The sequence below is a fragment of the Octadecabacter arcticus 238 genome (assembly GCF_000155735.2).
GTDB classification, from domain to species: Bacteria; Pseudomonadota; Alphaproteobacteria; order Rhodobacterales; family Rhodobacteraceae; genus Octadecabacter; species Octadecabacter arcticus.
Genome location: NC_020908.1, coordinates 387,828 through 414,223 on the forward strand (window position 1 = coordinate 387,828; position 26,396 = coordinate 414,223).

24 protein-coding genes and 1 pseudogene are annotated in these 26,396 nt (G+C 55.8%); 14 read left to right on the forward strand and 11 right to left on the reverse strand.

Translation table 11 applies throughout. The features are described 5' to 3' along the window. Positions 1 to 1,335 carry an NAD(P)-dependent oxidoreductase gene (locus OA238_RS02025; protein ID WP_015493863.1) on the reverse strand — a complete coding sequence of 445 codons (1,335 nt, stop codon included), beginning with the start codon at positions 1,333 to 1,335 and terminating at the stop codon, positions 1 to 3. Between the two features lie 177 nt (positions 1,336 to 1,512). Here OA238_RS02025 and OA238_RS02030 point away from each other — a divergent pair, with 177 nt between their 5' ends. The 9 genes from OA238_RS02030 to mnhG all read left to right on the forward strand — a co-directional run bounded on the left by OA238_RS02030 (position 1,513) and on the right by mnhG (position 9,687). Beyond that, positions 1,513 to 1,797, forward strand: coding sequence for a DUF1330 domain-containing protein (locus tag OA238_RS02030; RefSeq protein ID WP_015493864.1), 285 nt, complete (start codon positions 1,513 to 1,515; stop codon positions 1,795 to 1,797). Positions 1,798 to 1,858: 61 nt separating this feature from the next. After that, positions 1,859 to 2,953 (forward strand): S-methyl-5-thioribose-1-phosphate isomerase, encoded by a 1,095-nt coding sequence (gene mtnA / locus OA238_RS02035; protein WP_015493865.1) that lies wholly within the window; start codon positions 1,859 to 1,861, stop codon positions 2,951 to 2,953. Positions 2,954 to 2,956: 3 nt separating this feature from the next. Beyond that, the gene (locus OA238_RS02040; protein ID WP_015493866.1) at positions 2,957 to 3,610 is read left to right on the forward strand and encodes a class II aldolase/adducin family protein; all 654 of its coding nucleotides are present in this window, start codon (positions 2,957 to 2,959) and stop codon (positions 3,608 to 3,610) included. Positions 3,611 to 3,751: 141 nt separating this feature from the next. Beyond that, positions 3,752 to 6,628: a monovalent cation/H+ antiporter subunit A gene (locus OA238_RS02045; protein WP_015493867.1), complete on the forward strand. Its 2,877-nt coding sequence runs from the start codon at positions 3,752 to 3,754 to the stop codon at positions 6,626 to 6,628. A gap of 1 nt (position 6,629) precedes the next feature. Continuing rightward, on the forward strand, positions 6,630 to 6,977 hold the full coding sequence (locus OA238_RS02050) for a Na+/H+ antiporter subunit C (RefSeq protein WP_015493868.1): 348 nt from the start codon (positions 6,630 to 6,632) through the stop codon (positions 6,975 to 6,977). Next, positions 6,974 to 8,518, forward strand: coding sequence for a monovalent cation/H+ antiporter subunit D (locus tag OA238_RS02055; RefSeq protein WP_015493869.1), 1,545 nt, complete (start codon positions 6,974 to 6,976; stop codon positions 8,516 to 8,518). Before OA238_RS02050 ends, OA238_RS02055 begins: the two co-directional genes overlap by 4 nt. A 1-nt stretch (position 8,519) precedes the next feature. Next, positions 8,520 to 9,020 (forward strand): Na+/H+ antiporter subunit E, encoded by a 501-nt coding sequence (locus tag OA238_RS02060; RefSeq protein ID WP_015493870.1) that lies wholly within the window; start codon positions 8,520 to 8,522, stop codon positions 9,018 to 9,020. After that, positions 9,017 to 9,304, forward strand: coding sequence for a K+/H+ antiporter subunit F (locus OA238_RS02065; RefSeq protein ID WP_015493871.1), 288 nt, complete (start codon positions 9,017 to 9,019; stop codon positions 9,302 to 9,304). Before OA238_RS02060 ends, OA238_RS02065 begins: the two co-directional genes overlap by 4 nt. Beyond that, entirely contained in the window at positions 9,301 to 9,687 is a 387-nt protein-coding gene (gene mnhG, locus OA238_RS02070; protein WP_015493872.1) for a monovalent cation/H(+) antiporter subunit G, read from the forward strand. Before OA238_RS02065 ends, mnhG begins: the two co-directional genes overlap by 4 nt. Here mnhG and OA238_RS02075 read toward each other — a convergent pair. The 4 genes from OA238_RS02075 to OA238_RS02090 all read right to left on the reverse strand — a co-directional run bounded on the left by OA238_RS02075 (position 9,684) and on the right by OA238_RS02090 (position 13,941). Beyond that, positions 9,684 to 10,454 carry an IclR family transcriptional regulator gene (locus OA238_RS02075; RefSeq protein ID WP_015493873.1) on the reverse strand — a complete coding sequence of 257 codons (771 nt, stop codon included), beginning with the start codon at positions 10,452 to 10,454 and terminating at the stop codon, positions 9,684 to 9,686. The genes mnhG and OA238_RS02075 overlap by 4 nt on opposite strands. Further along, positions 10,451 to 11,857, reverse strand: coding sequence for a TRAP transporter large permease (locus OA238_RS02080; protein WP_015493874.1), 1,407 nt, complete (start codon positions 11,855 to 11,857; stop codon positions 10,451 to 10,453). Before OA238_RS02080 ends, OA238_RS02075 begins: the two co-directional genes overlap by 4 nt. A gap of 1 nt (position 11,858) precedes the next feature. Continuing rightward, positions 11,859 to 12,557: a TRAP transporter small permease gene (locus tag OA238_RS02085; RefSeq protein WP_015493875.1), complete on the reverse strand. Its 699-nt coding sequence runs from the start codon at positions 12,555 to 12,557 to the stop codon at positions 11,859 to 11,861. A gap of 148 nt (positions 12,558 to 12,705) precedes the next feature. After that, on the reverse strand, positions 12,706 to 13,941 hold the full coding sequence (locus OA238_RS02090; RefSeq protein WP_015493876.1) for a TRAP transporter substrate-binding protein: 1,236 nt from the start codon (positions 13,939 to 13,941) through the stop codon (positions 12,706 to 12,708). A 113-nt stretch (positions 13,942 to 14,054) separates the two neighbouring features. Here OA238_RS02090 and OA238_RS02095 point away from each other — a divergent pair, with 113 nt between their 5' ends. Next, positions 14,055 to 15,671 carry a GMC family oxidoreductase gene (locus tag OA238_RS02095; RefSeq protein ID WP_015493877.1) on the forward strand — a complete coding sequence of 539 codons (1,617 nt, stop codon included), beginning with the start codon at positions 14,055 to 14,057 and terminating at the stop codon, positions 15,669 to 15,671. Here the strand turns inward: OA238_RS02095 and OA238_RS02100 are convergent. Genes OA238_RS02100 through OA238_RS02110 form a run of 3 tightly spaced genes read right to left on the reverse strand, consistent with a single transcriptional unit; the run spans position 15,668 to position 20,300 of the window. Then, positions 15,668 to 16,522, reverse strand: coding sequence for a glucosamine kinase nucleotide-binding domain-containing protein (locus OA238_RS02100; RefSeq protein ID WP_187293131.1), 855 nt, complete (start codon positions 16,520 to 16,522; stop codon positions 15,668 to 15,670). The genes OA238_RS02095 and OA238_RS02100 overlap by 4 nt on opposite strands. Further along, entirely contained in the window at positions 16,519 to 18,228 is a 1,710-nt protein-coding gene (locus tag OA238_RS02105; RefSeq protein ID WP_015493879.1) for a hydantoinase B/oxoprolinase family protein, read from the reverse strand. Before OA238_RS02105 ends, OA238_RS02100 begins: the two co-directional genes overlap by 4 nt. Further along, complete coding sequence (locus tag OA238_RS02110) at positions 18,225 to 20,300, reverse strand: hydantoinase/oxoprolinase family protein (protein WP_015493880.1); 2,076 nt, start codon at positions 20,298 to 20,300, stop codon at positions 18,225 to 18,227. The genes OA238_RS02105 and OA238_RS02110 overlap by 4 nt, the downstream gene beginning before the upstream one ends. Positions 20,301 to 20,512: 212 nt before the next feature. Between OA238_RS02110 and yghU the strand changes: the two genes are divergently transcribed. Genes yghU through OA238_RS34675 form a run of 3 tightly spaced genes read left to right on the forward strand, consistent with a single transcriptional unit; the run spans position 20,513 to position 22,256 of the window. After that, positions 20,513 to 21,349: a glutathione-dependent disulfide-bond oxidoreductase gene (yghU, locus tag OA238_RS02115; protein ID WP_015493881.1), complete on the forward strand. Its 837-nt coding sequence runs from the start codon at positions 20,513 to 20,515 to the stop codon at positions 21,347 to 21,349. A 51-nt stretch (positions 21,350 to 21,400) separates the two neighbouring features. Next, positions 21,401 to 21,934 carry a class I SAM-dependent methyltransferase gene (locus OA238_RS31185; protein WP_015493882.1) on the forward strand — a complete coding sequence of 178 codons (534 nt, stop codon included), beginning with the start codon at positions 21,401 to 21,403 and terminating at the stop codon, positions 21,932 to 21,934. Further along, complete coding sequence (locus tag OA238_RS34675; RefSeq protein WP_083906626.1) at positions 21,906 to 22,256, forward strand: hypothetical protein; 351 nt, start codon at positions 21,906 to 21,908, stop codon at positions 22,254 to 22,256. Before OA238_RS31185 ends, OA238_RS34675 begins: the two co-directional genes overlap by 29 nt. On the opposite strand, the gene OA238_RS02125 is transcribed toward OA238_RS34675, so the two are convergent. Both OA238_RS02125 and OA238_RS02130 read right to left on the reverse strand, forming a co-directional pair. Then, the gene (locus OA238_RS02125; RefSeq protein ID WP_015493883.1) at positions 22,233 to 23,255 is read right to left on the reverse strand and encodes an IS30 family transposase; all 1,023 of its coding nucleotides are present in this window, start codon (positions 23,253 to 23,255) and stop codon (positions 22,233 to 22,235) included. The genes OA238_RS34675 and OA238_RS02125 overlap by 24 nt on opposite strands. Positions 23,256 to 23,522: 267 nt before the next feature. Continuing rightward, positions 23,523 to 24,499: pseudogene (locus OA238_RS02130) on the reverse strand (IS1595 family transposase). A 111-nt stretch (positions 24,500 to 24,610) separates the two neighbouring features. On the opposite strand from OA238_RS02130, the gene OA238_RS02135 reads away from it, so the two are divergent. Continuing rightward, entirely contained in the window at positions 24,611 to 25,039 is a 429-nt protein-coding gene (locus tag OA238_RS02135) for a hypothetical protein (RefSeq protein ID WP_044036122.1), read from the forward strand. Here OA238_RS02135 and OA238_RS29585 read toward each other — a convergent pair. Continuing rightward, a protein-coding gene (locus OA238_RS29585) for an IS630 family transposase (RefSeq protein WP_085982724.1) occupies positions 25,032 to 26,095 on the reverse strand; the annotation gives its coding sequence in 2 pieces (ribosomal slippage) (positions 25,032 to 25,606 and positions 25,606 to 26,095; 1,065 coding nt in all). The genes OA238_RS02135 and OA238_RS29585 overlap by 8 nt on opposite strands. Between the last annotated feature and the right edge of the window lie 301 nt (positions 26,096 to 26,396).

Genomic DNA, 26,396 nt, shown 5'->3' on the forward strand with positions numbered 1-26,396 from the left:
TCAAGTGCCCCCGTTCAGTGTGTTATGAATATCAATCGCTGCGTCGCGCCCTTCGGCGACAGCTGTCACCGTCAGATCATCGCCGCCCGACGCGCAATCGCCACCAGCCCAGACCAAATCACGGCTGGTGCGGCCTGCGCCCGTCACGGCAATTTTGCGACCATCCAGTTTCAGGCCGCCATCGCTGGTCAATGTCTGGCCAATGGCGCGGAATACCTGATCGGCAGCAATACGGATTGTTTCGCCCGTTCCGGTTAGTTTGCCGCTCTCAACGCTGGTATATTCCAGTTCAATCTCAGCCACAGACCCGTTTCCGTGGATCGCCTTGGGCTGCACATTGAACATCAAGCTCACCCCAAACGACGCGGCCAAATCTTGTTCATATCGGCTGGCCGACATCCCATCACGGCCCCGCCGATAGGCAATCGTCACCTGCTGCGCACCGAGGAGTTTTGACTGCACTGCCGCGTCCACTGCTGTCATGCCACCACCGATGACAACCACATTGCGCCCCACAGGGAGTGCGGCAAGATCGCTCGCCTGTCGCAGGTCACGGATAAATGAGACCGCGTCGTCTACGCCGGCCTTGGTGTCGCCGTCCACCGACAGTGCATTAACGCCGCCAAGCCCCACCGACAGGAAAACGGCAGCGAAACAACCAGCTAAATCGTCGATTTTTAACTCTGCTCCCAGCGCCATGCCAGTCTGGATCTCAATGCCGCCAATTGACATCAGCCAGTCCACTTCACGCGCAGCAAAGTCATCGGTCGTTTTATATGCTGCGATGCCGTATTCGTTCAGCCCACCTGCCTTGGGTAGGGCGTCATATACGGTGACGTCGTTGCCCAGCATCGCCAGACGATGCGCGCAGGACAGGCCCGCTGGTCCAGCACCGACAACGGCAATCTTCTTGCCTGTTGGTGCGGCGCGGGTGAACGGCATAACGCCCTTTGCCATGACAGTATCTGTGGCAAAGCGTTGCAAGCGGCCGATTTCGACCGGTTTGCCTTCGGCCAGTTCACGCACGCAAGCTTGTTCGCACAAATCCTCAGTCGGACACACGCGGGCGCACATGCCGCCGAGGATATTCATATCAAAAATGGTCTTCGCCGCGGCGTCCGGAGTGCCGGTCGCGATCTGGCGAATGAATAACGGGATATCGATGTCTGTCGGGCAGGCCGTGATGCAGGGCGCGTCGTGGCAGAAATAACAACGATCCGCGGCAACCGCGGCCTCGTGTCGATCCAATGGCGCGTGCAAGTCCGCGAAATTTTCTTGCAGGTCAGCAGCGGCGAGACGCTCGGCTGCTATTCCCGGGGTAAAAGGCGTGTTCATGGTGGCTCCTGTCGTCGCAATCAACTATTACTCTGGCACAGATATTTTTTTTATCAAACGGTAAAATTATTCTATGGGTTGTTTGCCCAATTGTGCTTAGCTTTTGATAGACCGCGCTATGTGTTTGCCTAAGATGTGGGCACAAAGTGACTGAAACCTAAAACTGGAGGCCCCGATATGTCCGTATATGCCATCGTCCAAGTGGACGTTAACGACACTGAAGAATATGCAAAATATGCCGTCCTTGCGGGACCAGCTGTCGCAAAATACGGCGGTGAATTTCTGGCTCGTGGCGGCAACGTCGAGGTTATGGAAGGCACCACGCGCGCCCGTTGTGTTATCATTAAGTTCGCCGATATGGACACTGCCAAAACATTTTACCATGGCCCCGAATACCAAGAAGCGCTTGCATTCGCGCTACCCGTGGCCGAGCGCGACTATAAGTTCGTCGAAGGTGTTTGATCGCCTTTAGGGTGTCAGCTTTCTAGGCCATAGTGACTGCGACACCGCAAGGGAGGGTTCTATGAAGGTTGACGGCACACATTACCGATCCTTGTGGTGGGACGCCAAAAAAGACGCGCTTCAAATCATTGACCAGCGCTGGTTGCCCCATGAATTTCGCACGCAATCGGTTGTGACTTTGCAAGATTTTGCGGATGCCATTATTCAGATGCGCGTGCGTGGTGCGCCGCTGATCGGGGCGACGGCGGCGTACGGAATGGCGCTGGCGATGTTTATTGATCCAAGCGACGCGCATATGGCGCAGGCTTGGGAATTCCTGCACAACACCCGCCCCACAGCTATTAATTTACGGTGGGCGCTGAACCGTTGCCAAACCGCATTGTTGCCACTGCCTGTGGCAGACAGGGCAGGGGCGGCATTGGCCCTCGCCCACGACATTGCGAACGAAGATGTTGAGATCAATCGCCAAATTGGGCTGAACGGTCTGAATCTTATCCAAGACATCGCGGCCAAGAAGCCCAGCGGCGAACCCGTGCGGTTGCTGACCCATTGTAACGCTGGCTGGATCGCGACAGTCGATTGGGGCACCGCAACTTCGCCGATGTATCACGCCCATAATGCAGGCATCGCGCTGCATATCTGGGTTGACGAAACGCGGCCGCGCAACCAAGACGCTTTGACGTCTTGGGAGCTCGGCAGTCACGGGATAGCGCACACTTATATCACCGACAACGCGGGCGGGCATCTAATGCAGCACGGACAGGTCGACATGGTCATCACCGGAACCGACCGCACGACGCGGCGCGGCGATGTGTGCAACAAGATCGGCACCTACCTCAAGGCGCTGGCGGCCCACGACAATGGTGTGCCGTTTTATGTGGCGCTGCCGTCACCGACGATTGATTGGACGGTGGCTGACGGGGTTGCTGATATCCCCATTAAAGACCGCGGTGAACGTGAAATTACCTATGTTATGGGGCGAAACAACGCCGGACAGATCACCGAAGTCCAAGTGACACCCGATGGCACCCACGGCGGCAATCCGGCGTTTGACGTCACACCGAACCGTCTTGTTTCCGGCCTTATTACGGAACGCGGAATTTGTGACGCATCCGAGGCTGGCCTGACGGCAATGTTCCCTGATTTGTCGGGCTGAGCAATGACGCAAGATACAACCGCAACCCGCCAATCTATCATCGACGGCTGTCTTTGGATGGAACGGGTTGGCCTTAACCAAGGCACGTCGGGCAACATTTCTGTGCGCGTTGAAAGCGGGCTGTTAATCACGCCCAGTGCGGTGCCTTATGCCAAAATGACACCTGCAATGATCTGCAAAATTCCGCTGCATGGCCCGCCCGCAGCCGATCAACAGCCGTCGACCGAATGGCAATTTCACCAATCCGTTCTGCAAGCGCGCCCGGATGTGGACGCCGTCGTTCATGCCCACCCTGCCAACGCGACTGCCATTGCGATTCAACGCCGATCCATCGCCGCAGTGCATTACATGGTTGCTGCATTTGGCGGCTCCAATGTGCCCTGCACCGGTTACGCGCTGTTTGGCAGTGACGCGCTGTCGGTCATGGTCGCGGATGCGGTCAAACACCGCCACGGCTGCCTGCTGGCCAATCACGGGGCGCTCACAGTGGGGGACACGTTGGACCGCGCGCTTTGGCGGATGCAGGAGCTTGAAAACCTTGCGCGCGTTATGTTGTTGGCCGAACAATCTGGCACGCCCGTGATTTTGTCTGACGCAGACATCGCCGAGACTTTGGCGTCGTTTCAGGGCTATGGAGTCCGCAATACGGACCCTTGATGGTGCGTTGATAACGCGTCATATTTTGAAAACAGTAAAGTTCATTCGAATTAATGACTATTTTTCCGGTTTCCCTTGAGGGTTGATCAAAACTGACCCAAAAAGGCGGGGCAATTACCGATCTAAAGTTCAGGAGCCTGCGTGTCCCTTTTTCTTATCGTCGCCTTACCATTCTTGGGTGCCTTGTTGCCCGGTCTGATGAATTCTGCAGGCCGTCAGGCTGTTGGCGGCGTGACGTTTACCGTGACCCTTGCAGCGTTTGTCGGTCTGTTGACAAACCTGCCCGCAGTGCTGAACGGTGAGGTAGTGCAAACGGGATTTGACTGGTTCCCTGCACTGGGCTTGAACGTGACCTTGATGCTCGACGGGCTCGGTTTTTTGTTTGCCACGATGATCCTTGGTATCGGTCTTCTGATCATCGCTTACGCGCGGTTCTATCTTGCGCGTGATGACAACATGGGTGAATTCTTCACCTACCTGTTGCTCTTTCAGGGCGCGATGGTTGGCATCGTTCTATCTGATAACGTGCTGCTTTTACTCATTTTCTGGGAATTGACGTCGCTGTCGTCATTCTTGCTGATCGGATATTGGAAACACCTTGAGGCGGGACGCCAGGGTGCGCGCATGGCGCTGACTGTCACTGGAATGGGCGGCCTCGCGCTGATCGCTGGTATGCTGATCTTGGGTCAGATTGTCGGATCTTACGACCTTAGTGTGATCTTGCAGAACCGTGAATTGATACAGGCTGACCCGCTGTATGTGCCGGCCTTGTTGCTGATCTTGTTGGGTGCTTTCACCAAATCTGCCCAGTTCCCGTTCCATTTCTGGCTGCCGCACGCGATGGCAGCACCCACGCCAGTGTCGGCCTATCTGCACTCTGCAACGATGGTCAAAGCAGGTATATTCCTGATGGCACGAATGTGGCCTGTGCTGTCTGGCACGCCAGAATGGTTCTACATCGTCACGACGACGGGCTTGATTACAATGATTTTGGGCGCAGTAATTGCCCTGTTCAAACATGATCTGAAGGCGCTGCTGGCGTTCTCCACGGTCTCACACCTTGGTCTGATCACGATGTTGCTCGGCACTGGCACCGCATTTGGCGCGTTTGCGGCGATGTTTCATATTCTCAACCATGCGACGTTCAAGGCAGCGTTGTTCATGTCTGCGGGCATTATTGATCACGGAACAAACACGCGCGATATTCGCAAACTGGGTGGCTTACGCCATCTGATGCCGATCACATTTATCATCGCAACAATCGCTGCACTGTCGATGGCGGGCGTTCCGTTGCTGAACGGGTTTCTGAGCAAAGAAATGATGCTTGAAGAGATGGCACATACTTATCTGTTCGGTCCTGAATGGCTCGTTCCCGCGCTGGCGACTTTCGGTTCGCTGTTCTCTGCCGCCTATTGTTTCCGCCTGATCGGCCACACGTTTCTGGGGCCCAAACGTGCCCCCGAAAGCTACCCTGCCAAACCCCATGATCCCGGTGTTGGATTGTGGCTGCCGCCTGCGATCCTTGTTGTGTTGGTCGTCGTCATTGGCGTGGCACCATTCGTGGTCGAAGACTTCGTTAAACTTGTCACGGCGTCGGTTCTGGGAACCACCGCAGAGGTTCCAACTGCCCATATCAAAATCTGGCACGGCCTTGTGCCTGCGCTTTATATGTCCATCGTCGCTGTTGGTGGTGGATTGATCGTCGTGTCAAAGTTCCGCCCGCTGTCGCGTCTCTGGGAGGCGACTCCGCGCCCCGAAGCGAAAATTATCTTTGACGACATCATCACGGCCTTAGTCATGTGCGCCCGTGCAATCATCCATCCGCTGCACAACGGCGCGTTCACCCGCTACGCCATGATCATGGCGATAACTACAGTTGCCGCAGGTTATCATGCCTGGACGACCGGCGTCGTTGGGGCGGTCACGCGTGAAATTCAGCCGGTGGGCTGGGTCGAAATCGGTGGTTGGATTATGCTCGTCGCGGCGGCAATCGGGCTTGCGTCCTTGCACTACAACCGTCTGTTGTCGCTGATCTTGATCGGCATCGTCGGCCTGATGGTGTCGATCGGTTTTGTGTTCCTGAGCGCGCCGGATCTTGCGATGACGCAGATCACAGTTGAGGTGGTGACAATCATCTTGCTTCTGCTTGCGCTGAATTTTCTGCCCAACCATACGCCGGTGGAAAGTTCCGCGGTGCGGCGCGTGCGTGATGTGATTATGGCAAGTGGCGCTGGTTTGGCGACCATGGCACTGACCTATCACTACTTGCTGCGCGACGCGATTTCGGCACCAATCTCTGAATTCCACCTCGCTAATTCTTACGAAGGTGGCGGCGGCACAAATGTGGTCAACGTGATCTTGGTCGATTTCCGTGGCTTTGATACCTTTGGCGAAATTATCGTTTTGGGCATCGCTGCCTTGTTGATCTACGCGCTGACTGAAACCCTGTTGAACGGCCCAGTGCGCGCACGCTTGCTCAACCGCGTGCCGGATAAACCTCTGTCTGGCACCCAGCATCCGATGATGATGGTTGTGCTGACCCGGGTCATGATGCCTGTCATTTTGATGGTTGGTTTCTACATCTTCCTGCGCGGTCACAACGAACCAGGTGGTGGATTTATTGCCGGTCTGATCGTGTCAATTGCGGTGGTGATGCAATATATGGCCAGCGGATTTGGCTGGGCTTCGGACCGCCAGCGGTTGCCCTACCACGGCGTCATAGGAGCGGGCGTTCTGATTGCGGGTCTCACGGGCATTGGATCTTGGTTCTTTAGTAAGCCGTTCCTGACGTCCGATTTCACATATCTGCGGATCCCACCGTTTGAAAAATTCGAAGTGGCGACCGCTGCGCTGTTCGACCTTGGGGTATTCCTCGCCGTCGTCGGGGCCGTTATGCTGACGCTTGAAAGCTTTTCCCGCCTCGGACGGCGTGCCCATGTAAAGGACTCAGATAGTCCAATGGATATAGACCCGTCGCAGGCAATCTCTGAACCAACCCAACCGCAGGAGGGCGTGTAACATGGAAGTTCTTGTTGCCTCTGCCGTCGGAATTTTGACTGCGACTGGTCTTTATCTGGTTTTGCGCCTGCACACGTTTCCTGTGATTTTGGGCATGTCGTTGCTGACCTATGCGGTCAACGTTTTCTTGTTTGCGTCCGGACGCCTGACCATTGGCGCACCGCCGATCCTGACGGATGATGCGACGCTGTACACCGATCCACTTCCACAGGCGTTGGTGCTGACGGCCATCGTGATTTCGTTCGGCATGACGGCTGTTGTTGTGATGATCGCGCTCGGCGCCTACCTTGGGACCAACGACGATCATGTAGATGACCCGATCATAAGCGATGAAGAGGACGCGCCATGACCCATTGGATCATCGCCCCCATCGTGTTGCCCGCCATGCTTGCACCGTTCATTGTACTGGCCGCGCGCTATCACATCGGTATTCAACGGGTGTTTTCGTTGGTTGGTGTTATCGCGCTGATTGCCATTGCCGCCGGCTTAGCGTGGACGGCATCTGACGGCACGATCATCCTGTATCAGCTCGGCGATTGGGCGGCCCCGTTCGGGATTGTGTTGGTCGGGGATATGCTGTCGACATTGATGGTCTTGTTGACAGCGGTCTTGGCGTTGTTTGTGCTGCTTTATGTGATCGGGTCTGGATGGGATGAACGCGGGCGACATTTCCATGCACTGTTTCAGTTTCAACTGATGGGGATCATGGGCGCGTTCCTGACGGGTGATTTATTCAACCTGTTCGTGTTCTTTGAGGTCCTGTTGATCGCATCTTACGGTTTGATGATCCACGCGGGCGGCAACGACCGCCTTCGGGCGGGTGTGCAATATGTGCTGTTCAACCTGCTTGGCTCAACGTTGTTCTTGTTCGCGCTCGGGTCGATCTATGCGGAAACCGGCACACTCAATATGGCGGACCTTGCGCTGCGTGCGCAAATGATCGGGGCTGACGCAACTGTGGGTATCCGCGTGGCGTCTGTGTTGTTGTTGCTGGTGTTTGCGATCAAGGCTGCAGTCGTACCACTACATTTCTGGCTGCCATCCAGCTATGCCGAAGCACCAGGCCCCGTCGCGGCGCTCTTCGCGATCATGACCAAGGTCGGTGCCTATGCGATCATCCGCGTTTACACCATGATCTTCCCACCACAATTGGAGGCCACATCCGGGCTGGAAGATGTCTGGTTGATGCCCGCCGCGCTAGTGTCGTTGGCGCTCGGGATGATCGGGATCCTCGCGGCCAAGTCGCTGGATCGTCTTGTCGCTTTTTCCGTCATCGGGTCCATGGGTATGGTCATGGTTGCGATTGCATTGATGACACCGGACGGCATCGCAGCTGCGCTTTATTATATTGTTCATTCAACCCTTGCGGGAGCCGCGCTGTTCTTGATTGTTGATCTGGTTAAATCCAGCCGTCCGTCGCTGTCATTGGTGGCCATGTCACCTGTTGCAGGCGCGTCGCTGACAGCAGGGTTATTCTTTGCGGCTGCGATTGCCATGGCTGGGCTGCCGCCGCTGTCGGGGTTCGTCGGCAAGCTGATGATCCTTGATGCGTCTTTTGAAACGCCCTTTGGTGTGTGGGTCTGGGTGATCGTACTGACGGCGAGCTTGATTTCCCTTATCGGGTTCGCCCGCGCGGGCAGTATTGTCTTCTGGAAAGCCGAAAGCGTTCCTGTGGTGGAAGACGACGAGGTATTTGAACGTCCGCATGCCCTGTCTTATTGTGCTGTTGGCGGTCTGATTGCACTGTTGGCGGCGTACACTGTCTTTGGCGGCCAAGCCCAATCTTATATGATTTCTACGTCCCAGCAGCTGTTTGCACCGGACGCCTACATTGAAACCGTGATCGGATCGCACGGTAAGATGAGCAACCCTTTGAGCGAGGAGCATTGATATGACGCGCTTGTTCAACTGGCTTTTTCCCCATCCCGCCATGACCCTGATCTTGGCGATTGTCTGGATGGTGCTGCAAAACAAATTGTCTTTCGGCATGGCCGTGTTTGGTCTGATCCTCGGTGTAATAATTCCGCGCATGACGGCCGTTTGGTGGCCGGATCGCCCAAGTGGTTTCAAAATCGGCAAAATGACTGCATATGTGATCCTTGTGATGTGGGATATCATGGTGGCCAACGTGCAGGTTGCGTGGATTGTGCTGACGCGACCCAATTCTAAATTGCGCCCTGCTTGGATCATCATTCCGCTGGATTTGCGCCAACCTGAGGCGATTACTGTCCTTGCAGGCACCATCACTCTCACGCCCGGGACGGTGTCAGCAGACGTGTCAAACACGGGTCACTACCTGCTTGTGCACGCGCTTGATGCGCCAGACCCCGATGCTGTGCGCGATGAGATCAAGCAACGCTATGAGGCCCGCCTAAAGGAGATTTTCGTATGATGCCCGCAGATGACTTATTTAGCTGGGCGCTGGCAATTGCCTTTGCTGCCATCGCAATATCGCAATTGCTGGCGATGGTTCGGCTGGTGATCGGCCCTGGCACGGCGGACCGCATTTTGGCGCTAGATACCATGGTGGTGAACGCCATCGGCGTGATTGTCTTGCTGGGAATTTCACAAGGCACGCGGCTTTATTTTGAAGTGGCGTTGATCATCGCCATGCTTGGTTTCGTTTCTACCGTCGCCTACGCGCGGTTCGTTTTGCGGGGGGACATCATCGAATGAATTGGGCTGAAATCGGAACCTATGCCGCGGCAGTCTTCCTGTTGGTCGGGGCGCTCTTTACGCTTGTAGGCGCGATTGGTCTGCTGCGTTTCAACGATGCGATGACGCGTCTGCATGCCCCCACAAAGGTTGGCACGGTTGGAATTGGCGCGCTGTTGTTGGCATCAATGACGGCGTCGTTCGTCTTTGGCGAAGGATCATTCCACGAATTACTGATCATGGCATTTCTGTTTGTGACCGCCCCGATTTCCGCGAATTTCATGAGCAAAGTAAACATTCACCGCAAGACGTGTGTGCCACCACCGGTCCCTCCGCACGGAGAAACGTGGTCCACTTTGGTCAAAGACGAAATCGATCAAGTGCCGACGGGCACACAAAGCTAGTCGTTCAACAGGCTCCCTAAATCCGCAGCTGCGCTGCGTAAAGCAGGCAGGAATTCCAGCGCCTTTTCGACTGAAAACCGGATCGTAGGGGCGTGAAATGACAACGTCGCCACCAGCCGTCTATTGCTGTCTAGAATGGGTACGGCGGCCGCGATCATCCCATCCATAAACTCCTCATCGTCAATGGAATAGCCATTCTTGCGCACCGTCGCAACGGCTTGGATCAGGGTGTCAGAATCAGTGATCGTGTTGCCCGTATTTGCGCTTAATGTCACAGAAGATGCGTAGCGTTCCAGATGCGACTTGGGCAGTGTCGACAGATACATTTTGCCAGATGCGGTACAATAGAATGGAACGGCCGTGCCGATCGGCAGATGAATGCGCAGCGGCCATTCCGTTTCGATCCGTTCAAGATAGATCATCGATTCACGGTCCGGCAGTGCGATGTTGCAGGTTTCACCGACTGTCGCGCTGAGTTTGCGCAAAACGGCCAAACGTGCGGCGCGGATGCGCAGCGACGATAATACTCCTGTCGCCATGTGGCGAAACCGACGGCCGGGCGAATAGGCCCGCCCGTCGATGTCGCGTTGTAAGAAACACTCATCTTCGAGCGTTGCAAACAGCCGGTGAATTGTAGGCTTGGGCAATCCCAGCTGGGCATTCACGTCAGTCGGCGTGACGGGAACCCCCGCCCGCGCGACTTCTTCTAGCACCAACAAGAGTCGCAGATTGGTAGGGATCGTGTCAGGACCCGCGCCATCCGTCATACGGCCGCCCCGCTACCAAAGATGGACTGTAGCGTTTCATAGGTGCCGCCACCGGGCAGCAACGTCGTTGAGATACTGGGGAAAAGCGCCACCATGAACCAAACGATAATCAGCGAAACAAGATACATCGTGGAATACCGCAGCAGCCGGAAATACGGCACACCCGTCACACCAGACGCCACATACAAGTTCAAACCGTATGGCGGCGTAATGAATCCGATTGACGCACCCACAAGGAATACGACCGCGAACTGGATCGGATCAACGCCGACACTGGCAGCAATCGGTGCTAAGATCGGCGCAAGGATGATCGTAACTGGCAGTGATTCAAGCACCATGCCCGCGACAAACACGATGGCCATCGCGGTGAACAAAACGGGGTAGTAACCACCCATGCCAATCAGGAAATTCTCGATCACTTCTTTTGCGCCGAGTGAGCTAAGGTTCTGTTGCATCACCACCGAAATCGCAATCAGCGGTGCCAAGATACCCGTGATCTGGGCCGACCGCATCGTGATCGCAGGCAGTTCCATCGGACCAAAGCCGCGCACGACGACCATTTCTGAAAACCCACGTTCGTTGATGTCGCGTTCTTCATCGATGTTCATCATTTTGTAGATCGGCAGACAGACAAAACCAACGATGACACAGAAGCCGACCGTCACACCCGCCGCCTCAGTGGGGGAGAACTTTCCAGTATAGATGCCCCAGAGCACCAGACCGATTGCAAAGAAACCAAGCCAACCGCCAAGCGCAGTCTTTAGCACGCGCACAGGGTCGAGTTTGATCAGGTAGCCCCAACCATTGATGGTCGAGACGATAAAGGCTGTAATGAGCATCGCCAAGACCATCATCGCACCTGGCACGATGCCTGCGATGAACAGATCATTGATCGAAAGGTTCATGATAAAACCATAAACGATAAAGATAATCGACGGTGGGATGATAATACCAACCGTACCACCCGCTGCGGCCGTTGCCGCGGAAAAGCGCGGTTCGTAGCCGCCTTTGACCATTTCTGGGTGCAACATCGACCCGATTGTGGCGGTCGTCGCCGAGTTGGATCCAGAGATCGCTGCGAACAGACCAGAGGCGCCAATCGCTGCCATCGCAAGGCCACCGCGCAGCCAGCCCAAACAGGCATAGGCAAAATCTGACAGCCGTCGTGCAATACCGGCGCGGTTGATTAAATCACCCGTGAGAATGAAAAGTGGCATCGCCAGCAGGGCAAATCCGTCCGTGAAGACGTCCGACAGGGCGGTGCCGATGTTAACAAGGGGTTGGCCAAGGGCGATGGACGTGCCCAAAACCCAATAAGCAATCACGAGGAAGACCGGGACACCCAGCATAAACAGGATGGTCACGCCGATTGAGATTAGGGTCACGAGTGTACTGAGTTCCATATTATTGACCTCCCAACACGGTTTGCTCGATCATCGTTTCGCCGGTTCGATACTTGCGAATGTCCTCAAGCAGGTTTTGAAACACGCGGGCCGACAGCAGGACGAAGGCCAGTGGCAACGTGATCAGGAACCACCAGACGAACACATTGTCGGTGCCGGTGACGATCATGAAATTATTGCCTGCGTTGGCGGCCACAGTCATCGACGTAACGATAACCAACCAGCAGATGCCCCACCATAAGAAAGCGTCCAGCGACAACAACGCCATTTGGGGTAAACGCGGCATTTTTGAGCGGAATTCAGCGAATGACAGATGGGTCCGCAGCCGCACATTATAGCTGCATCCGGTCCATGTCATGATCAGGAACAAATACCCAGGGATTGTGGTCGACCACGGGAACTGGTCAGAAAACACAAAGCGGCGGATGACTTCGATGAAAATAATTGCGCCGATGGCCAGATAGGTGACGACCATCAAAGTGGTTTCAAGATTGCGTTCAATTAAAGGAACGACACGGTAAATCCAAGCGACAAACAAGCCGCCAACGAGTGTCATGATCAAGCCCCAAAACCAAACACCGTCTCCGTTCATCGCAGATCGCAATGGAAAGAAATCGGGTTCCTTTCCCGTGATGAGGTCGACAAAGATGCCGCCAAATTCAGCGAAGATCGTTGCTGCGCCCGAAATCGTCTCAAACATGGGTGTCCCCTCCCAAGGATATGCCACCAAACAATGCTAACTATGCGACGCGAGTGTACTTGCCGTCTATGCATTCATTTTGTGTGAAAAAAATGGGGTGGGGGCATGCTGCCACCCACCCCAAATCGTGTCGTGTGCGATTGCTCGCTTATGCTGAACGCCACCAACGGCGTGGTTCGACATTTTCAGCCAGCGTGTGCGGGTTGTTGGCACGTACGGAGTCGAAGATCTCCTGATACGTGTCGCGGCCACCGGCCCAACCGTTGATGCGTTCGCGCCACTGTTCCCACTCCGCAGGGTGGAATTCAGGCGAACACATTTCTTCGGCTTCGCGGCGGGCTTCGTCCGTAAAGATGGACACAGCCACGTCGTTTTCTGCAAAGATTGTGCCAGCCATGGGGGGGGCGGTGAAGCCAACGGTGTTAACCAGCGCCGCCTCGTTGGCGTGCTGCGCATAGACCTGCGCAAGATACGCGGATTCCATGATGGCGTCCTGAAGGTGTGCTTCCATGGCATCAAATACGCTGGCGTTCATGCCAGTGTGCTCGGTGCCGCAGAAAAAGCCCATGTCAACCGACTGTGTGACCGCTGGCGCCATGTTGGCGTAGGCCACAGCCGATGCCCATGTTTCCGCACCGTCAATCAGACCTGTGCGCAGCGCGTCCAGTGTCTCTTCCCATGCGACTGGCACTGGGTTCAGATCCATAAGCTCCATCGCGATACGACCCAACTGGGTGCCCGTCACGCGGTTCTTTGTTCCGGCAAGCTGGGTCACGGAGGTGACCGGTCCCTTGTCCGCAAAGCTGGACCCCAACTGGATGCCGCGCAATTCGGCGTGGCTGAACAGGAACTTCAGGCCATGGCGTTCTTCAAGCGGGTTGCGCAGAAGATCCATGGATTCCGGTGAGTACAAAAAGTGGTAGATGTCTGCGCGTGTGCGGAACATATATGCATAATCAAGAACGTTCAGATAAGGTGTGGACCCTGCGGAGTTCTGCGTGGATGCAGAATACATGTCGATCACGCCCAACTGGGCCTTTTCAGCACATGACAGCTGGCCACAAATCTGGTTGTCGCCAATGAATTCGACACGAATCTCGCCCTCGGTCCGCTCCTCCAGATCGCGGGCAAACGCCAGAACGCCGGCACGTTCAATCAACAGGTTTTGTGCGTTAAAACCGGCAGCACCCAACGTCAGCGTGTGCTTGGGTTCGTTGGCAAACCGTTTTTCGTAAGTCGATTCGGCAGCGGCTGCGATGTTTGGCAACGTGATTGCGCCAGTCATTGCAGATGCGCCAAGTACGACGGATGAGATGCCGTAACGACCTGTTAACTTGAACAAATCACGGCGTGAAATGGTGCTGAGCACCTTCGATGCTTTCATTAATATTCCTCCCTTGCGCAAGAATGATACTTGCAGTCTCAATAATGTGACGCTTTACTGCGTTTAGGCAAGGATTTTTTTGCTGGCATCGATTTTCAGTCAGGGGCAACCGCATGGAACACTTAGAGGCTGACTACATTGTTGTGGGTGCTGGCTCTGCGGGGTGCGTCATCGCAAACCGTTTAAGCGCTGACCCTAAGACCAGAGTCATTCTGCTGGAAGCGGGGGGCCGTGACCTCAATCCTTGGATTCATATTCCGGTTGGGTATTTCAAGACAATCCATAATCCAAAAGTTGATTGGTGTTATAAAACCGAACCTGATCCCGGCCTGAACGGGCGCTCGATCGAGTGGCCCCGTGGCAAGGTTTTGGGCGGGTCCTCCTCGCTCAACGGGCTTTTATATGTGCGCGGTCAAAGCCAAGATTATGATCGCTGGCGGCAAATGGGCAATACCGGCTGGGGTTGGGATGACGTCTTGCCGCTGTTCAAGCGATCCGAGAAAAACGAACGCGGTGCGGATGAATACCACGGCAACGAGGGCCCGCTGTCCGTGTCCAATATGCGCATTCAGCGGCCTATCACCGATGCATGGGTCGCAGCCGCACAGGCGGCCGGCTATCCGTTCAATCCAGATTACAACGGCGCCAATCAAGAAGGCGTCGGGTTTTTCCAGCTCACTACACGCAATGGCCGTCGGTGCAGCGCGGCGGTGGCTTACCTCAACCCTGTTAAATCCCGCGACAACCTGCAAATCATCACCCATGCGGCGGTCAACAAGGTCATCGTGAACGGCAAACGCGCCACGGGCGTCACCTACACGGACAAAGCTGGGCGCACGCGTACCGTCAAAGCCAGCCGCGAAATCATCCTGTCCGGTGGCGCAATAAATTCGCCGCAACTGTTGATGTTGTCTGGCATCGGTGAGGCGGATCAGCTGCGCGACAACGGTATCGAAGTGATCGCCGATTTGCCAGGCGTCGGCAAAAACATGCAAGATCACCTGCAAGCGCGGCTGGTTTATAAATGCAATGAGCCGACCTTGAACGACGAAGTGTCCAGCCTGATGGGTCAGGCAAGAATTGGCTTGAAATACCTGATGTTTCGGTCAGGCCCAATGACGATGGCCGCCAGTCTTGCGACCGGATTCATCAAAACCCGCGATGATCTAGAAACACCAGATATCCAGTTTCACGTCCAGCCTTTGTCCGCCGAAAACCCTGGAAAAGGGGCTGACAAATTCTCGGCGTTCACGACGTCTGTGTGCCAGTTGCGGCCTGAGTCGCGCGGCGAAATCCGTTTAAAATCGAGTGATCCGCGCGAATATCCCGCCATCATCCCGAATTATCTATCGACCAAGACGGACTGCGACACTGCCGTGGCCGGGGTGAACATCGCCCGCACGATCGCGCGCCACGCGCCGCTCACCTCAAAAATATCTGAGGAGTTCCGCCCTCATGCGAGCCTTGATATCAACGATTACGATGCGACCTTGGACTGGGCCCGTAACAACACCGCATCAATCTATCACCCCACAGGAACCTGCAAAATGGGCAGCGGCAAAGACGCTGTAGTGGACGCGCGTTTGCGCGTGCATGGCATAGCGGGCCTAAGGGTGGCGGATTGTTCGATCATGCCCGAAATCGTGTCCGGCAACACAAATGCGCCTGCTATTATGATTGGCGAAAAATGCAGTGATCTGGTTCTTGAGGACGCATCGGCGCTGGCCTAGACCATCCGCCGCGCCAACATCAAAGCGCCGTCCAGCGCCGACCCTAGGGCGGGGCGAACGCGAGCGCTGGTGAACAGGGATAGGTACGCCCGGTAGTCCGGGCCTAGTCCTCCCGTCAGACACAGGATTTCGTTCCGCCGTGGTTTCAAAGCTGCAAACGCCCGCTCGATATAATCCGCACCGCGTCCCATAAGGTCGATCGCCAGAACGTCACCCGCCGCAGCTGCTTGGGTCACCAGCGGCGACAAGGTTCCGAAGTCGGCTGGCGTCGCCTGCGTCGCGAAATCTATGATCGCATTCGCCTTGCCGTCAAAACGCGCGATAATCGACGTGGCCAATCCCGCCATGGGCCGCAGCCCATCTTGTGCTATCAGTGTTTCCGCCAACGCAGTTCGACCCAGCCATGCAGCGGATGCTTCATCCGACAGAACCAACCCCCAGCCACCGACAAACTGATAGACATCACCGCGTTTCGAACCCAAAAAACTGCCGGTTCCGATCGACGCGACGATACCGTCATTGTCGCCCAACGCACCGGTGAGTGTGGTTGGCCTGTCATCGGAAGCAATAACGTTTGTGAACGGCATTTGCGCGGCAACCGACGCAGCCTGTGCCTCCGTCATGACACCTGCCAATCCAAGATGGGCATAGGCTTTGGTTATGTCCAGATCGTCCAAACCAGCGCTGGCCTGTTCAATGGCAGACAGAACATTTTCAACGGCAGATGCCATATCGGATGACACATTTGCTGGCCCGCTGCGACCTGTTCCCAGAATGCCCGAACGCGTCGCGATGACGGCGCGGCATCCAGTACCGCCTCCGTCAACGCCAATGAAAACCGCCTCGCTCAAGGCCAAATATCCTCACCGCGCGCAACGAGCTCTTGCACCTCTGCAATGTCCTCTGCGCTTAACCCGTACTCGCACGCCGCGACCTCGGGCGAAATATACCCTCGCGCCAAGTCCCGTTTTACCTGTTTTGGATCGCGGTCAGCCACGACCCCGTAGCCCGCACCACCGGGGAATGCCATCACCACGCGCCGCCCGTGTGCCACGAATTGTTTGCCCTTGCCGTTCATCGCCGTGCCGTCGTCTTGTGCTATCGTTGTCGGAGCGCCGTTTTGCCCGCCGCGCCGTCCTTGTGCGGGATGATCCACGCGATCAAACATCGCCTGAATGTCGAACTCGTGTCCAACACGTGCGCCAACTTCCATATATTGCCCGAGCCCGCCGCGCTGCTTACCGGCCCCGCCAGAATCGGGGCGCAATTCCTTGCGCCAGATGATCACAGGCCCGGCATGTTCAGTTGCTTCGATTGGCATCGTCATAACGCCTGATGGAAAGGCCGTGGCGTTCAGCCCATCGTGTTCCGGGCGCGCCCCTGCGCCACCGGAATTGAACGTCAAAACCTCCGAGCGAACGGCGCTTTCCGGCGCAGCGGCGTCCGTGCGCGGACGCAAGGAAACTTGGAAATTGCAAAGGCATCCGGCCCCTTCGGCGGGGACCAGATCAGGCAGGATTTTATCAAGCGCATTATACACTGTATCAGGGATGAAGTGCCCGATGATGTGGCGCAATGCGACGGGCGCTGGATGCACCGCGTTGACGATGGAATTAACTGGCGCAGTAATTTCAAATGGCGCTAAGGACGCGGCATTGTTGGGGATTTCCGGCGCAATGGCACATTTCAAAGCGTAACACGCGTATGCCTTAGTATAGACCAACGGCACGTTGATGCCTTTTTTATCAAGCCCCGATGTGCCGGTGAAATCGGACAAAATTCGGTCTTGTTCAATGCTCAGTTTGACCTTCAGCGTGATGGGCGTGTCGAACCCGTCAATGGTCATTTCGCCGCTTGCCGATGTGCGTGGCAGGGCGTTAATCCTCTCCAGCGTGGCACGTCGTGAATTGTCGAGGACGAAGGCCGCGATACCCTTAAGATCATCCAGCCCAAACTCTTCCATCATCTCGATCAAACGACGGTATCCGATCTCATTGCATGTGGCGAGCGCGTAGAGATCGCCGATCAGCTGCTGTGGTTCGCGCACATTGCCGCGCACGATCCGAACCAGCGTTTCATCCACCTTGCCACGATCCGCGAATTTCATGATCGGGACCTGCAGCCCTTCTTCATAAATGCTCGCCGCGTCCGCCCCAAACCCGCGCCCACCGATGTCGACGATATGGGCGGTACAGGCGAAAAACCCGACAAGGGTCTCGCGATGAAACGACGGTGTGACCATGGTAAAATCGTGCAGATGGCCGGTGCCTTCCCACGGATCGTTGGTGATATAGACATCGCCCTCAAAGATGTTGTCGCGGCCGATGCGACGGATGAAATGCGCGACGGCGTCGGCCATGGCGTTGACGTGTCCCGGCGTGCCGGTGACGGCTTGCGCCAGCATCTGACCATCCAGATCATAGACCCCTGCCGACAGATCACCTGCTTCCCGAACCGACGTCGAGAATGCGGTGCGCACCAGTGCCTGCGCCTGTTCTTCGACCACTGAAATCAAGCGGTTCCACATGACTTGGTAAGCGACATTTGAATGGGTCATGGTTTGATCTTTACGTCGATACAGCCGTCTGGTTGGCGTGATGCCATGCGCGATGTCGGGATGATAATTGTGGTCTCGTCTTCGGTGATTGCGGCGGGGCCTGACACCGATGCGCCCGCGATCATTGCGTCGCGCAATACGACTGCGGCGTCTTGGAATTCTGCGGCTGCTGGGTCGAACAATCGGCGCTGTCCAACGACCGGTGCCGCTGCTCCTGCTGCGAGCTCGGGCGTGCGATCAACATGCTCTGGCGGGGTCGTGGCGTTCACAGACCATACCGTGATTTCGACGTCCATCCCGTCGACAGATCGACCGAACAACTTGGTGTAATCTTCAATGAAACGTGCCTTGAATGTGGCTGCATCCGGCGCCATCGCCTGCGCTTGCGTCAGGGAGATCGGGATTTCCCAGCCCTGACCCGTATAGCGCATGTAGATCTTGAATTCGCTTAGGATTTCCGCATCCGCAGAACAGGTGCGCACGAACCCTGTGGCCTCTTTTTCGAGGTCGCCAAGCAGTGCAATAATCGCGTCGGGATTAAAATCTGACAGCTTCATATAGACGGACCTGTTGGCCTCAAACGAGAACGGCGCGCGCAGGAACCCGATCGCCGATCCGACACCTGCGCCATGTGGCACAAGGAGGCGTTTAACGCCGAGCTTTTCGCACAGGCGGCCCGCGTGCAGTGGGGCTGCACCGCCGAACGCGATCATCGTATATTCGCTTAGGTCTTCGCCGTTTTCAACGCCGTGCACCCGCGCGGCGTTGGCCATGTTTTCGTCCACCACTTCGGCCAATCCAAACGCTGACGTTGCAGCGTCCATGTCCAAAACATCGCCCAGAACCGACTGCAACGCGGCCTTTGCTGCGGGCGTATCAAGTGTGATCGTGCCACCGGCAAAGTTATCTGGATCAAGTTTGCCCAACACCAAATCTGCGTCGGTTACAGCAGGGCGCATACCTCCGCGACCGTAACACGCAGGTCCCGGTTCTGATCCAGCACTTTCTGGGCCGACGCGGATTTGACGCATGGCATCCACGGACCCGAGTGAGCCACCGCCAGCGCCGATTTCGACCATGTCGATCACCGGAATTGAGATCGGCATACCGGACCCCTTTTTGAACCGGTAGGTCCGCGCGACTTCGAACACACGGCTGGTTTTTGGGGTCTGGTTTTTGATCAGACAAATCTTTGCTGTGGTGCCGCCCATGTCAAAGCTCAGCACCTTATCGAGCCCGTAACGCGCCGCGATGTGGGCTGCGAAAACCGCCCCCCCAGCGGGGCCGGATTCGACCAAACGCACGGGGAAATCTGCAGCGCTCTTGAGCGAAATTATCCCGCCACCTGAATGCATTAGGAAGATATTGCAGCTCACGCCTTCGGCTTTCAGGTGATCCTCCAAGCGGCTCAAATAACTCTTCATCAGGGGCTTGATGTAGGCGTTGGCGACGACTGTGTTGAAGCGTTCGTATTCGCGCATTTGCGGTGAAACTTCGCAGCTGATCGACACCATCGCATCGGGCATTTTTTCGGCCACCACTTGGGCGACAAGCCGTTCGTGATCAGGATTTAAATAGCTGTGGATCAGGCCAATCGCGATGCTTTCATAGCCCGCCGCGGCGATCTTTTCGACGACGGGTTCAATGTCTGCGCGGGTGAGTGGGATCAGTTCCGCGCCCAATGCATCTATGCGCCCTGGAACGGTGTAGCGCATCTGGCGCGGCAATAATGGTTCCGGCAGGGTCAGGTTCAAATCATATTGTTCAAACCGGGATTCTGTCCGCATTTCAATGACATCACGGAATCCTTCTGTGGTGATCAACGCCGTTTTCGCACCGCGCCGTTCGATCAAAGCATTGGTTGCCAGCGTGGTTCCGTGGATCATTTGGCCGATGTCGGACGGTGCAATCCCAGACTTTTTACAGACCTGATGGATCCCGTCGATGATGGCATTCTCGGGGGCGGCATAGGTCGTCAGAACCTTTGTCGAAAAGGTCTTGCCACCCGCCTCCAGAACGACATCCGTGAATGTGCCGCCGATATCAACACCGAGCCGTGCAGTCGCAGCCATGTCTGTCCCCTTTTTGCCTATCCGCAGACTTTGGGGCCGGACAGTGCCAGACGCAAGCTCTGTGAATTCAGACCAAACCAGACGGTTTTGTACAAATAAAAAACAGCGATTGCATGGTTTGTACAAAACTTTTTCGGCCGATGACGCGCGGGGGGCATTGCACCTGCCGCCCATGACCTTAGCTTGCAAGGTAGTTAGTCAAGGAAACGACAATGACCTACACCCCCCCTAAAGTCTGGACTTGGGATTCCGAGAGCGGCGGCAAGTTCGCCAGCATCAATCGCCCCATCGCGGGGCCGACCCATGACAAAGATCTGCCCGTGGGAAAGCATCCGCTACAACTGCATTCGCTGGCGACGCCGAACGGGGTTAAAGTCACGGTCATGCTGGAAGAACTTTTGGCCAAGGGCTACGGCGCCGATTACGACGCGTGGTTCATCGACATCAACGAGGGCGACCAGTTTTCAAGTGGCTTTGTCGATGTGAACCCGAATTCCAAGATTCCGGCGCTGTTCGACAAATCGACGGGTGTGCGGGTTTTTGAAAGTGGGGCGATTTTGCTCTACCTCGCGGAGAAATTCCGTGCGTTTTTGCCGCGTGATATCGAAGGGCGCACCGAGACGCTGAATTGGCTGTTCTGGCTGCAAGGTGCGGCGCCGTATTTGGGTGGTGGTTTTGGCCACTTCTACGCCTACGCGCCGGAGAAATTTGAATACCCGATCAATCGGTTCGCGATGGAGGTCAAGCGCCAGCTGGATGTTTTGAACCAACAGCTTGAGGACAATCGCTATCTGGCGGGCGACGAATACACCATTGCCGATATGGCGACAGCGCCGTGGTACGGCGCGTTGGTCAAAGGGCTGGTGTATGACGCGGCTGAATTTCTCGACGTGGAGAGCTACGAGAATGTGAACCGCTGGGCGAACGACGTTTATGCGCGTCCGGCGTTTCAGCGTGGCAAGATGGTGAACCGAGCATGGGGTGAGCCGCATGAGCAGCTGCGCGAGCGTCATGATGCGTCAGATTTTGACGGTGTGCCGAAGGGGTAGGCCACGTGGATTGAACTGGTCTGCGAAAGACGACACCGCTAGGCTTGCGGCATGTCGGATGTAAAAGACCAGTACGAAGCCTATCCCTATCCCGAACGCGACCCGCGCGATGAAGCCAAGCGGCTGATCACCGGGTCGCCGTCCGACCCGCGTGAGATTGATCATTTCCTGTTCGGCGGCACCCGTGATTGGACCAAACCCCTGCGCGCCCTTTTTGCAGGGGGCGGCACGGGCGATGGGCTGATCCAATTGGCGCAATTGCTGAGCGCCGCCAAACGGCCCTACGACATTACCTATATCGATCTGTCGAAAGCGTCGCGTGCCGTGGCTGAAGCGCGGGCGAAAATGCGCGGGTTGTCGTGCATCTCCTTTCACACGGGCAGTCTACTGGACGCCGCCGAATTCGGGCCGTTTGATTACAATGATTGTTGCGGCGTGTTGCACCATTTGCCTGACCCCGCAGACGGATTTTCGGCCCTGCGCGGTGCGCTGTCTCCTGAGGGGGGGGCTCGGTTTTATGGTCTATGCGCCGTATGGACGGTCAGGTGTCTATCCGTTGCAGGACGCGTTTGGTGCGCTGCTTAAGGGGTTAAGCCCGCAAGACCGACTGACGACAGGTAAGCGCATCTATGAAAAGTTGCCTGCTGGGCACCCGTTCAAAACCAACCCGCATTTGCACGATCATGAGCAATCAGATGCCGGATTTTATGATTTGCTGCTGCATTCGCAAGATCAAGCGTTTGACGTGCCGCGTCTGATAAACACTTTGACCGAGACGGACTGGCAGTTGGCCGGATTTTGCCAACAAGGGCTTTATGATCTGGCGCGCTATATGATCCCCCCGGCAGGGATGGATGCAGCTGAGCAGATGGGATTCTTGGATTCAAACATCAAGTGCAACGGTTAATTTAAAGGCCACGATTTCGTCGGCCATAGCTTCAGCGGGTGTTCTCCATCCGAGGGTTTTTCTTGGACGGTTGTTCATCAGGTTTGCAACGTCGTTGAGCCATGTTTGGCTTGCACCGTTCAGGTCAGTTCTTTTGGGCATGAACTGACGCAGCAGTCCGTTGGTGTTCTCGTTGCTGCCGCGCTGCCAGGGAGCATGCGGATCGCAGAACCAGATATCAATTTTCAATCGTCGCGCCAATTCCGGATGGCAGGCCATTTCGGAGCCACGGTCATAGGTCATGCTCTTGCGCAAATCAGCGGGTAGTCGTCTCATCTGGCGGGTGAAGCTGTCAAGCGCGGCCTCGGCCCCATTGCCATCCATTTTGCAAAGAATGACAAAGCGTGTCTTGCGCTCGACCAAGGTCCCCACTGACGAGCGATTGAATGCGCCCTTGATGAGGTCGCCCTCCCAATGGCCTGGTACCAGTCGTGCTTCGATCTCTTCAGGGCGATTGATAATGCGCAATGATTCCGGGACCATAGCACTGCCCGCCGCTGTCCTGCGCTTGAGCCCACGCTTAGGCTTCGCTTGACGCAACGCCTCGATCATCGCCGCCTTCAGCCCGCCACGTGGCTGCGCGTAAATCGCGGCATAGATGGTCTCATGGCTCACATGGGCGGATGGATCATCAGGCTTCATGAGACGCAGTCTCTGCGCAATCTGCTCAGGCGACCAGTGCAGATGTACGAGCTTGCCATGAACGAAACGATAAAGATCGCTCCCCTCCACAAGCTTGCGCTTGCGGCGGCAGCGCGCGCGCCGGGCATCATAGGCCTGCCGCGCCGCTTGCGGGCAATAGCTGCCGTCTTCCTGCCGACCTCGCGCCAGCTCACGGCAGATCGTGCTCGCCGGGCGATGCAAAAGCTGGCCGATCAACCGCTGACTGCTGCCCCTATTATGCTCGGCTAATATCACGCCACGGTCCTCGCTGCTGAGGTGCTTGCTTCGTATGTCCATCACAACATCCTATGCCCAAAGGGCTCTGAGTGTTGCATTTGAAACTTGAGTCTAAGCTGTGGACAGGAGAGCACTATCCCGCCTTGAAGTGAGCTCTCTATTGAGCCAGCTTTTAATACCCTGCTTAAGGCTTATCCCTTTTAGTCCGGTTGCGCCACATGTTGACGCGGCGCAGAATCTTGCCCTTGTGGCTTTAGAGGCGGATCGGATCAGTTTGTAATGTCTGGTGGGTTTATAGGGCGTGGCTTTTGCCGTGAACGAGGGCCTTCAGGCGCGCTGTTTAACAAAATCACGATATGTCGCTGGCCCGAGACCAACACCGATCCCCAGCAGCGTGTCGAAGCCGCTTCGCATGTGTCGCCGTCGGTTCCAGCGGAACACGAATTCGTCAAGATAGCGTTGCAGATGGCACTTTCTGAGGCCGTGGAAGACGCCTTTTGCCCGCGTTTTCAGGTTGGAGAACACGCGGTGGACCCAGTGGAGTATGTCGCGTGCCTTTTTGCCGCTGACGACCTTCGCCTCATGCGTGTTTGCAGGCGGATTTTCGTAACCGAGCCAGCCGTCCGTGATGATGTGAGCGCCAGGCTCTACAGCCTGACCAATGAACCCGTGCAGCGTCTTTGACGCGCCGTCGGGAATGTGTTTCATCCTGATACGGCGCGGATGTCCGTCACTTGATAACTCGACGGCACAGACGACAAACATCTTTCCAACCGGGCTCCGCCCACCCTTTGGCCGGTCCTCGGGATCATGCCGGGACCGGAACGGCATCTCTGTTTCATCGATTTCGACAAGGTCTTTCAGGGGGTTGCGGTCAGGGTTGACCATCGACCGCCGCAGCTTTTGCAAGAGGAGGTCGCCGAGAAGCGCCATCGGTCCGAGCGACGATGGCGACCCGTCTTGTAGCTGCCAAGGCCAAGTTGCGCCTGAAGTTGCAGCGCTGACATGCCGTTGGAATGGCTGGTGATGATGTGCGCGGCAAGAAACCAAATTCGCAACGGCAAATGGCTGCTGTGCATTACCGTGCCAGCCGTCACGGATGTCTGCCGTGCGCAACCGGCACATTCCCAAGTCGCGCGATTTCGCTTTAACGGCCAGCCCTTGCAGGTGCCACAGGAAGGACAGACGAAGCCCTCAGGCCAACGATGTTCCACCAGATAATGCGAACACGCTTCCTCATCAGAAAACCTGGCGTCGAACGCGGGGCGGGACATGGGTTTGTCGTTTTTCCATCTGGCTGGCATGGGAAGAACAATACCAGAACATTCTAGATTGGCAAGCCGCTTCGCACTACATCAGGTGCCGCCGGAGCAAAGGGAATAAGCCTTACCCTGCTTAAAGAAAGAATATTTAATATGAAGATGTTAATCTTATTGGTCATTGCAGCCGTTACCATCGCTAATCAAGTAATAGCGCAGGATGCTGAAGAAATAGTCGTTTATGAGGACTCGCGGGGGGACTATTTTAGAATTGATGTCCAATATTCAAAGCAACCTGATGGGAGGGAAAGCTGCACCTTAATCCTACTCGACCGGCAAACTGAAACTGTGCTTTCTTTGATTGTTCCTGGGTCTCGAAGCGAAGTTGGATTTATTACTTTTACCGTCCCAAACGGGTTCTTTGGGTTTTTCAAGCCGCCCGAGTCACAAAGTCTAGCTTTTGAATTTTTGGACGAAAATGGGGAGACAACTATGAATAGCGCGTTGGGTTATTGGGATTTCAGTGTCGAAGAAGTTATACAGTCACCAAGCACCGTGTCTTATACCAACGGCCGAATTAAGTGACCCTTGCCCATTCTCGATCTGTGATTGAACTTATTCGCTCTGGGTCGTTCGCAAAGAAGTTCCAAGCTTGTGCACATTTGTCGAGTATTTCGTCATAGGTGTCGAAAACTGTGATTGCGAGTTTATTAGCTCGCAGATAAGCCCAGACGTTTTCCATGGGGTTCAGTTCGGGTGAATACGGTGGCAGCTTAACGAGCGTAATTTTATCTGGCACCTGCAAACATTTTGCGCCATGCCACCCCGCCCCATCAACAATCAGCAAGGCATGTGAGCCGGGTGCGACAGCTTTTGCGATCTCATCAAGATGCAGCCCCATAGCCTCGGCGTTGACGTAGGGCAGGACGAGACCTGCGGCGGTGCCACGTGCGGGACAAGCGGCACCAAAGATATAACTCCATTTGAAGCGTATATCACGGGGTGCGCGCGGGCGAGTTCCACGCTTGGCCCATTTACGGGTGAGTGTCCCCTGTTGTCCAACGCGGGCTTCATCTTGGAACCATACCTCAAGAGGCTTCCCCTTTGCATGTTCTGGCAGAGTATCGTTTACGAGGCTCGCAAAGTTTTTTTAAAAGCCTGCTGCGCTTCGCGATCAGTTTTCGGATGCTCTGGACGCACAGACAGGCGGCGAAAGCCATGCTTGGTTAGATATTTTCCAATCGTACGCACATGCAGTTTCACGTCGAACTCCTCTTCAACACGAGCCTGCAAGTCGACACAACGCCATCGTACTACGCCATCTTTTACTGGGTTGGGCCCGGCCTCCACCCACGCCACAAATTGCGCCTGTTGCTTGGGCGACAACCGTGGTTTTGCCCCCTTGCCATTCCTATCCGATAACCCCTCAATGCCTTCTGCGTTAAAGCGATGCGCCCAATCCCGAAGTGTTTGTCGATCCATACCACTGCTGCGGGCAGCCGTTTCACGATCCACCCCATCAAGCACCAGCGCTATGGCCAGTAGTCGCCGTACAACCCGCCCATCCTTGGTTCGCTTTGCCGCACGGCGCAAATCTTTCGCAGACATATCCGTGCGCGTAATTTTTATGGCTCCACCCATGAGCACCTCCCAATCTATGGAGGTCATTGATTCAGAGTTTGCCAAAAATTAAAACCAAAAAAATGAGTCAGATATTATAGCCACTGGTATTACTTACTACTTTCCGGAGTTGACGATCTTTGGGCCTTTGCAAGGGATTGGTACGATTCCTCGGCTGTATTTGTTGAGAATGGCTCTGGAGAGGACTTGGGAAGCATGACGCTACACCGCTCCAAAGAGGGAATGCAGGCGCTGGCCGATTGCTGGTCTGGTACGAAAGACTAACAGATGAACGCTCGAATGGTTTGATATCAAAACGGAG

Excerpts from the sequence above, each read along its gene's own strand:
- OA238_RS02025 (WP_015493863.1), bottom strand. The coding sequence starts at position 1,335 with ATGAACACGCCTTTTACCCCGGGAATAGCAGCCGAGCGTCTCGCCGCT.
- OA238_RS02030 (WP_015493864.1), top strand. The coding sequence starts at position 1,513 with ATGTCCGTATATGCCATCGTCCAAGTGGACGTTAACGACACTGAAGAA.
- mtnA (WP_015493865.1), top strand. The coding sequence starts at position 1,859 with ATGAAGGTTGACGGCACACATTACCGATCCTTGTGGTGGGACGCCAAA.
- OA238_RS02040 (WP_015493866.1), top strand. The coding sequence starts at position 2,957 with ATGACGCAAGATACAACCGCAACCCGCCAATCTATCATCGACGGCTGT.
- OA238_RS02050 (WP_015493868.1), top strand. The coding sequence starts at position 6,630 with ATGGAAGTTCTTGTTGCCTCTGCCGTCGGAATTTTGACTGCGACTGGT.
- OA238_RS02055 (WP_015493869.1), top strand. The coding sequence starts at position 6,974 with ATGACCCATTGGATCATCGCCCCCATCGTGTTGCCCGCCATGCTTGCA.
- OA238_RS02060 (WP_015493870.1), top strand. The coding sequence starts at position 8,520 with ATGACGCGCTTGTTCAACTGGCTTTTTCCCCATCCCGCCATGACCCTG.
- OA238_RS02065 (WP_015493871.1), top strand. The coding sequence starts at position 9,017 with ATGATGCCCGCAGATGACTTATTTAGCTGGGCGCTGGCAATTGCCTTT.
- mnhG (WP_015493872.1), top strand. The coding sequence starts at position 9,301 with ATGAATTGGGCTGAAATCGGAACCTATGCCGCGGCAGTCTTCCTGTTG.
- OA238_RS02075 (WP_015493873.1), bottom strand. The coding sequence starts at position 10,454 with ATGACGGATGGCGCGGGTCCTGACACGATCCCTACCAATCTGCGACTC.
- OA238_RS02080 (WP_015493874.1), bottom strand. The coding sequence starts at position 11,857 with ATGGAACTCAGTACACTCGTGACCCTAATCTCAATCGGCGTGACCATC.
- OA238_RS02085 (WP_015493875.1), bottom strand. The coding sequence starts at position 12,557 with ATGTTTGAGACGATTTCGGGCGCAGCAACGATCTTCGCTGAATTTGGC.
- OA238_RS02090 (WP_015493876.1), bottom strand. The coding sequence starts at position 13,941 with ATGAAAGCATCGAAGGTGCTCAGCACCATTTCACGCCGTGATTTGTTC.
- OA238_RS02095 (WP_015493877.1), top strand. The coding sequence starts at position 14,055 with ATGGAACACTTAGAGGCTGACTACATTGTTGTGGGTGCTGGCTCTGCG.
- OA238_RS02105 (WP_015493879.1), bottom strand. The coding sequence starts at position 18,228 with ATGACCCATTCAAATGTCGCTTACCAAGTCATGTGGAACCGCTTGATT.
- OA238_RS02110 (WP_015493880.1), bottom strand. The coding sequence starts at position 20,300 with ATGGCTGCGACTGCACGGCTCGGTGTTGATATCGGCGGCACATTCACG.
- yghU (WP_015493881.1), top strand. The coding sequence starts at position 20,513 with ATGACCTACACCCCCCCTAAAGTCTGGACTTGGGATTCCGAGAGCGGC.
- OA238_RS31185 (WP_015493882.1), top strand. The coding sequence starts at position 21,401 with ATGTCGGATGTAAAAGACCAGTACGAAGCCTATCCCTATCCCGAACGC.
- OA238_RS02125 (WP_015493883.1), bottom strand. The coding sequence starts at position 23,255 with ATGGACATACGAAGCAAGCACCTCAGCAGCGAGGACCGTGGCGTGATA.
- OA238_RS02135 (WP_044036122.1), top strand. The coding sequence starts at position 24,611 with ATGAAGATGTTAATCTTATTGGTCATTGCAGCCGTTACCATCGCTAAT.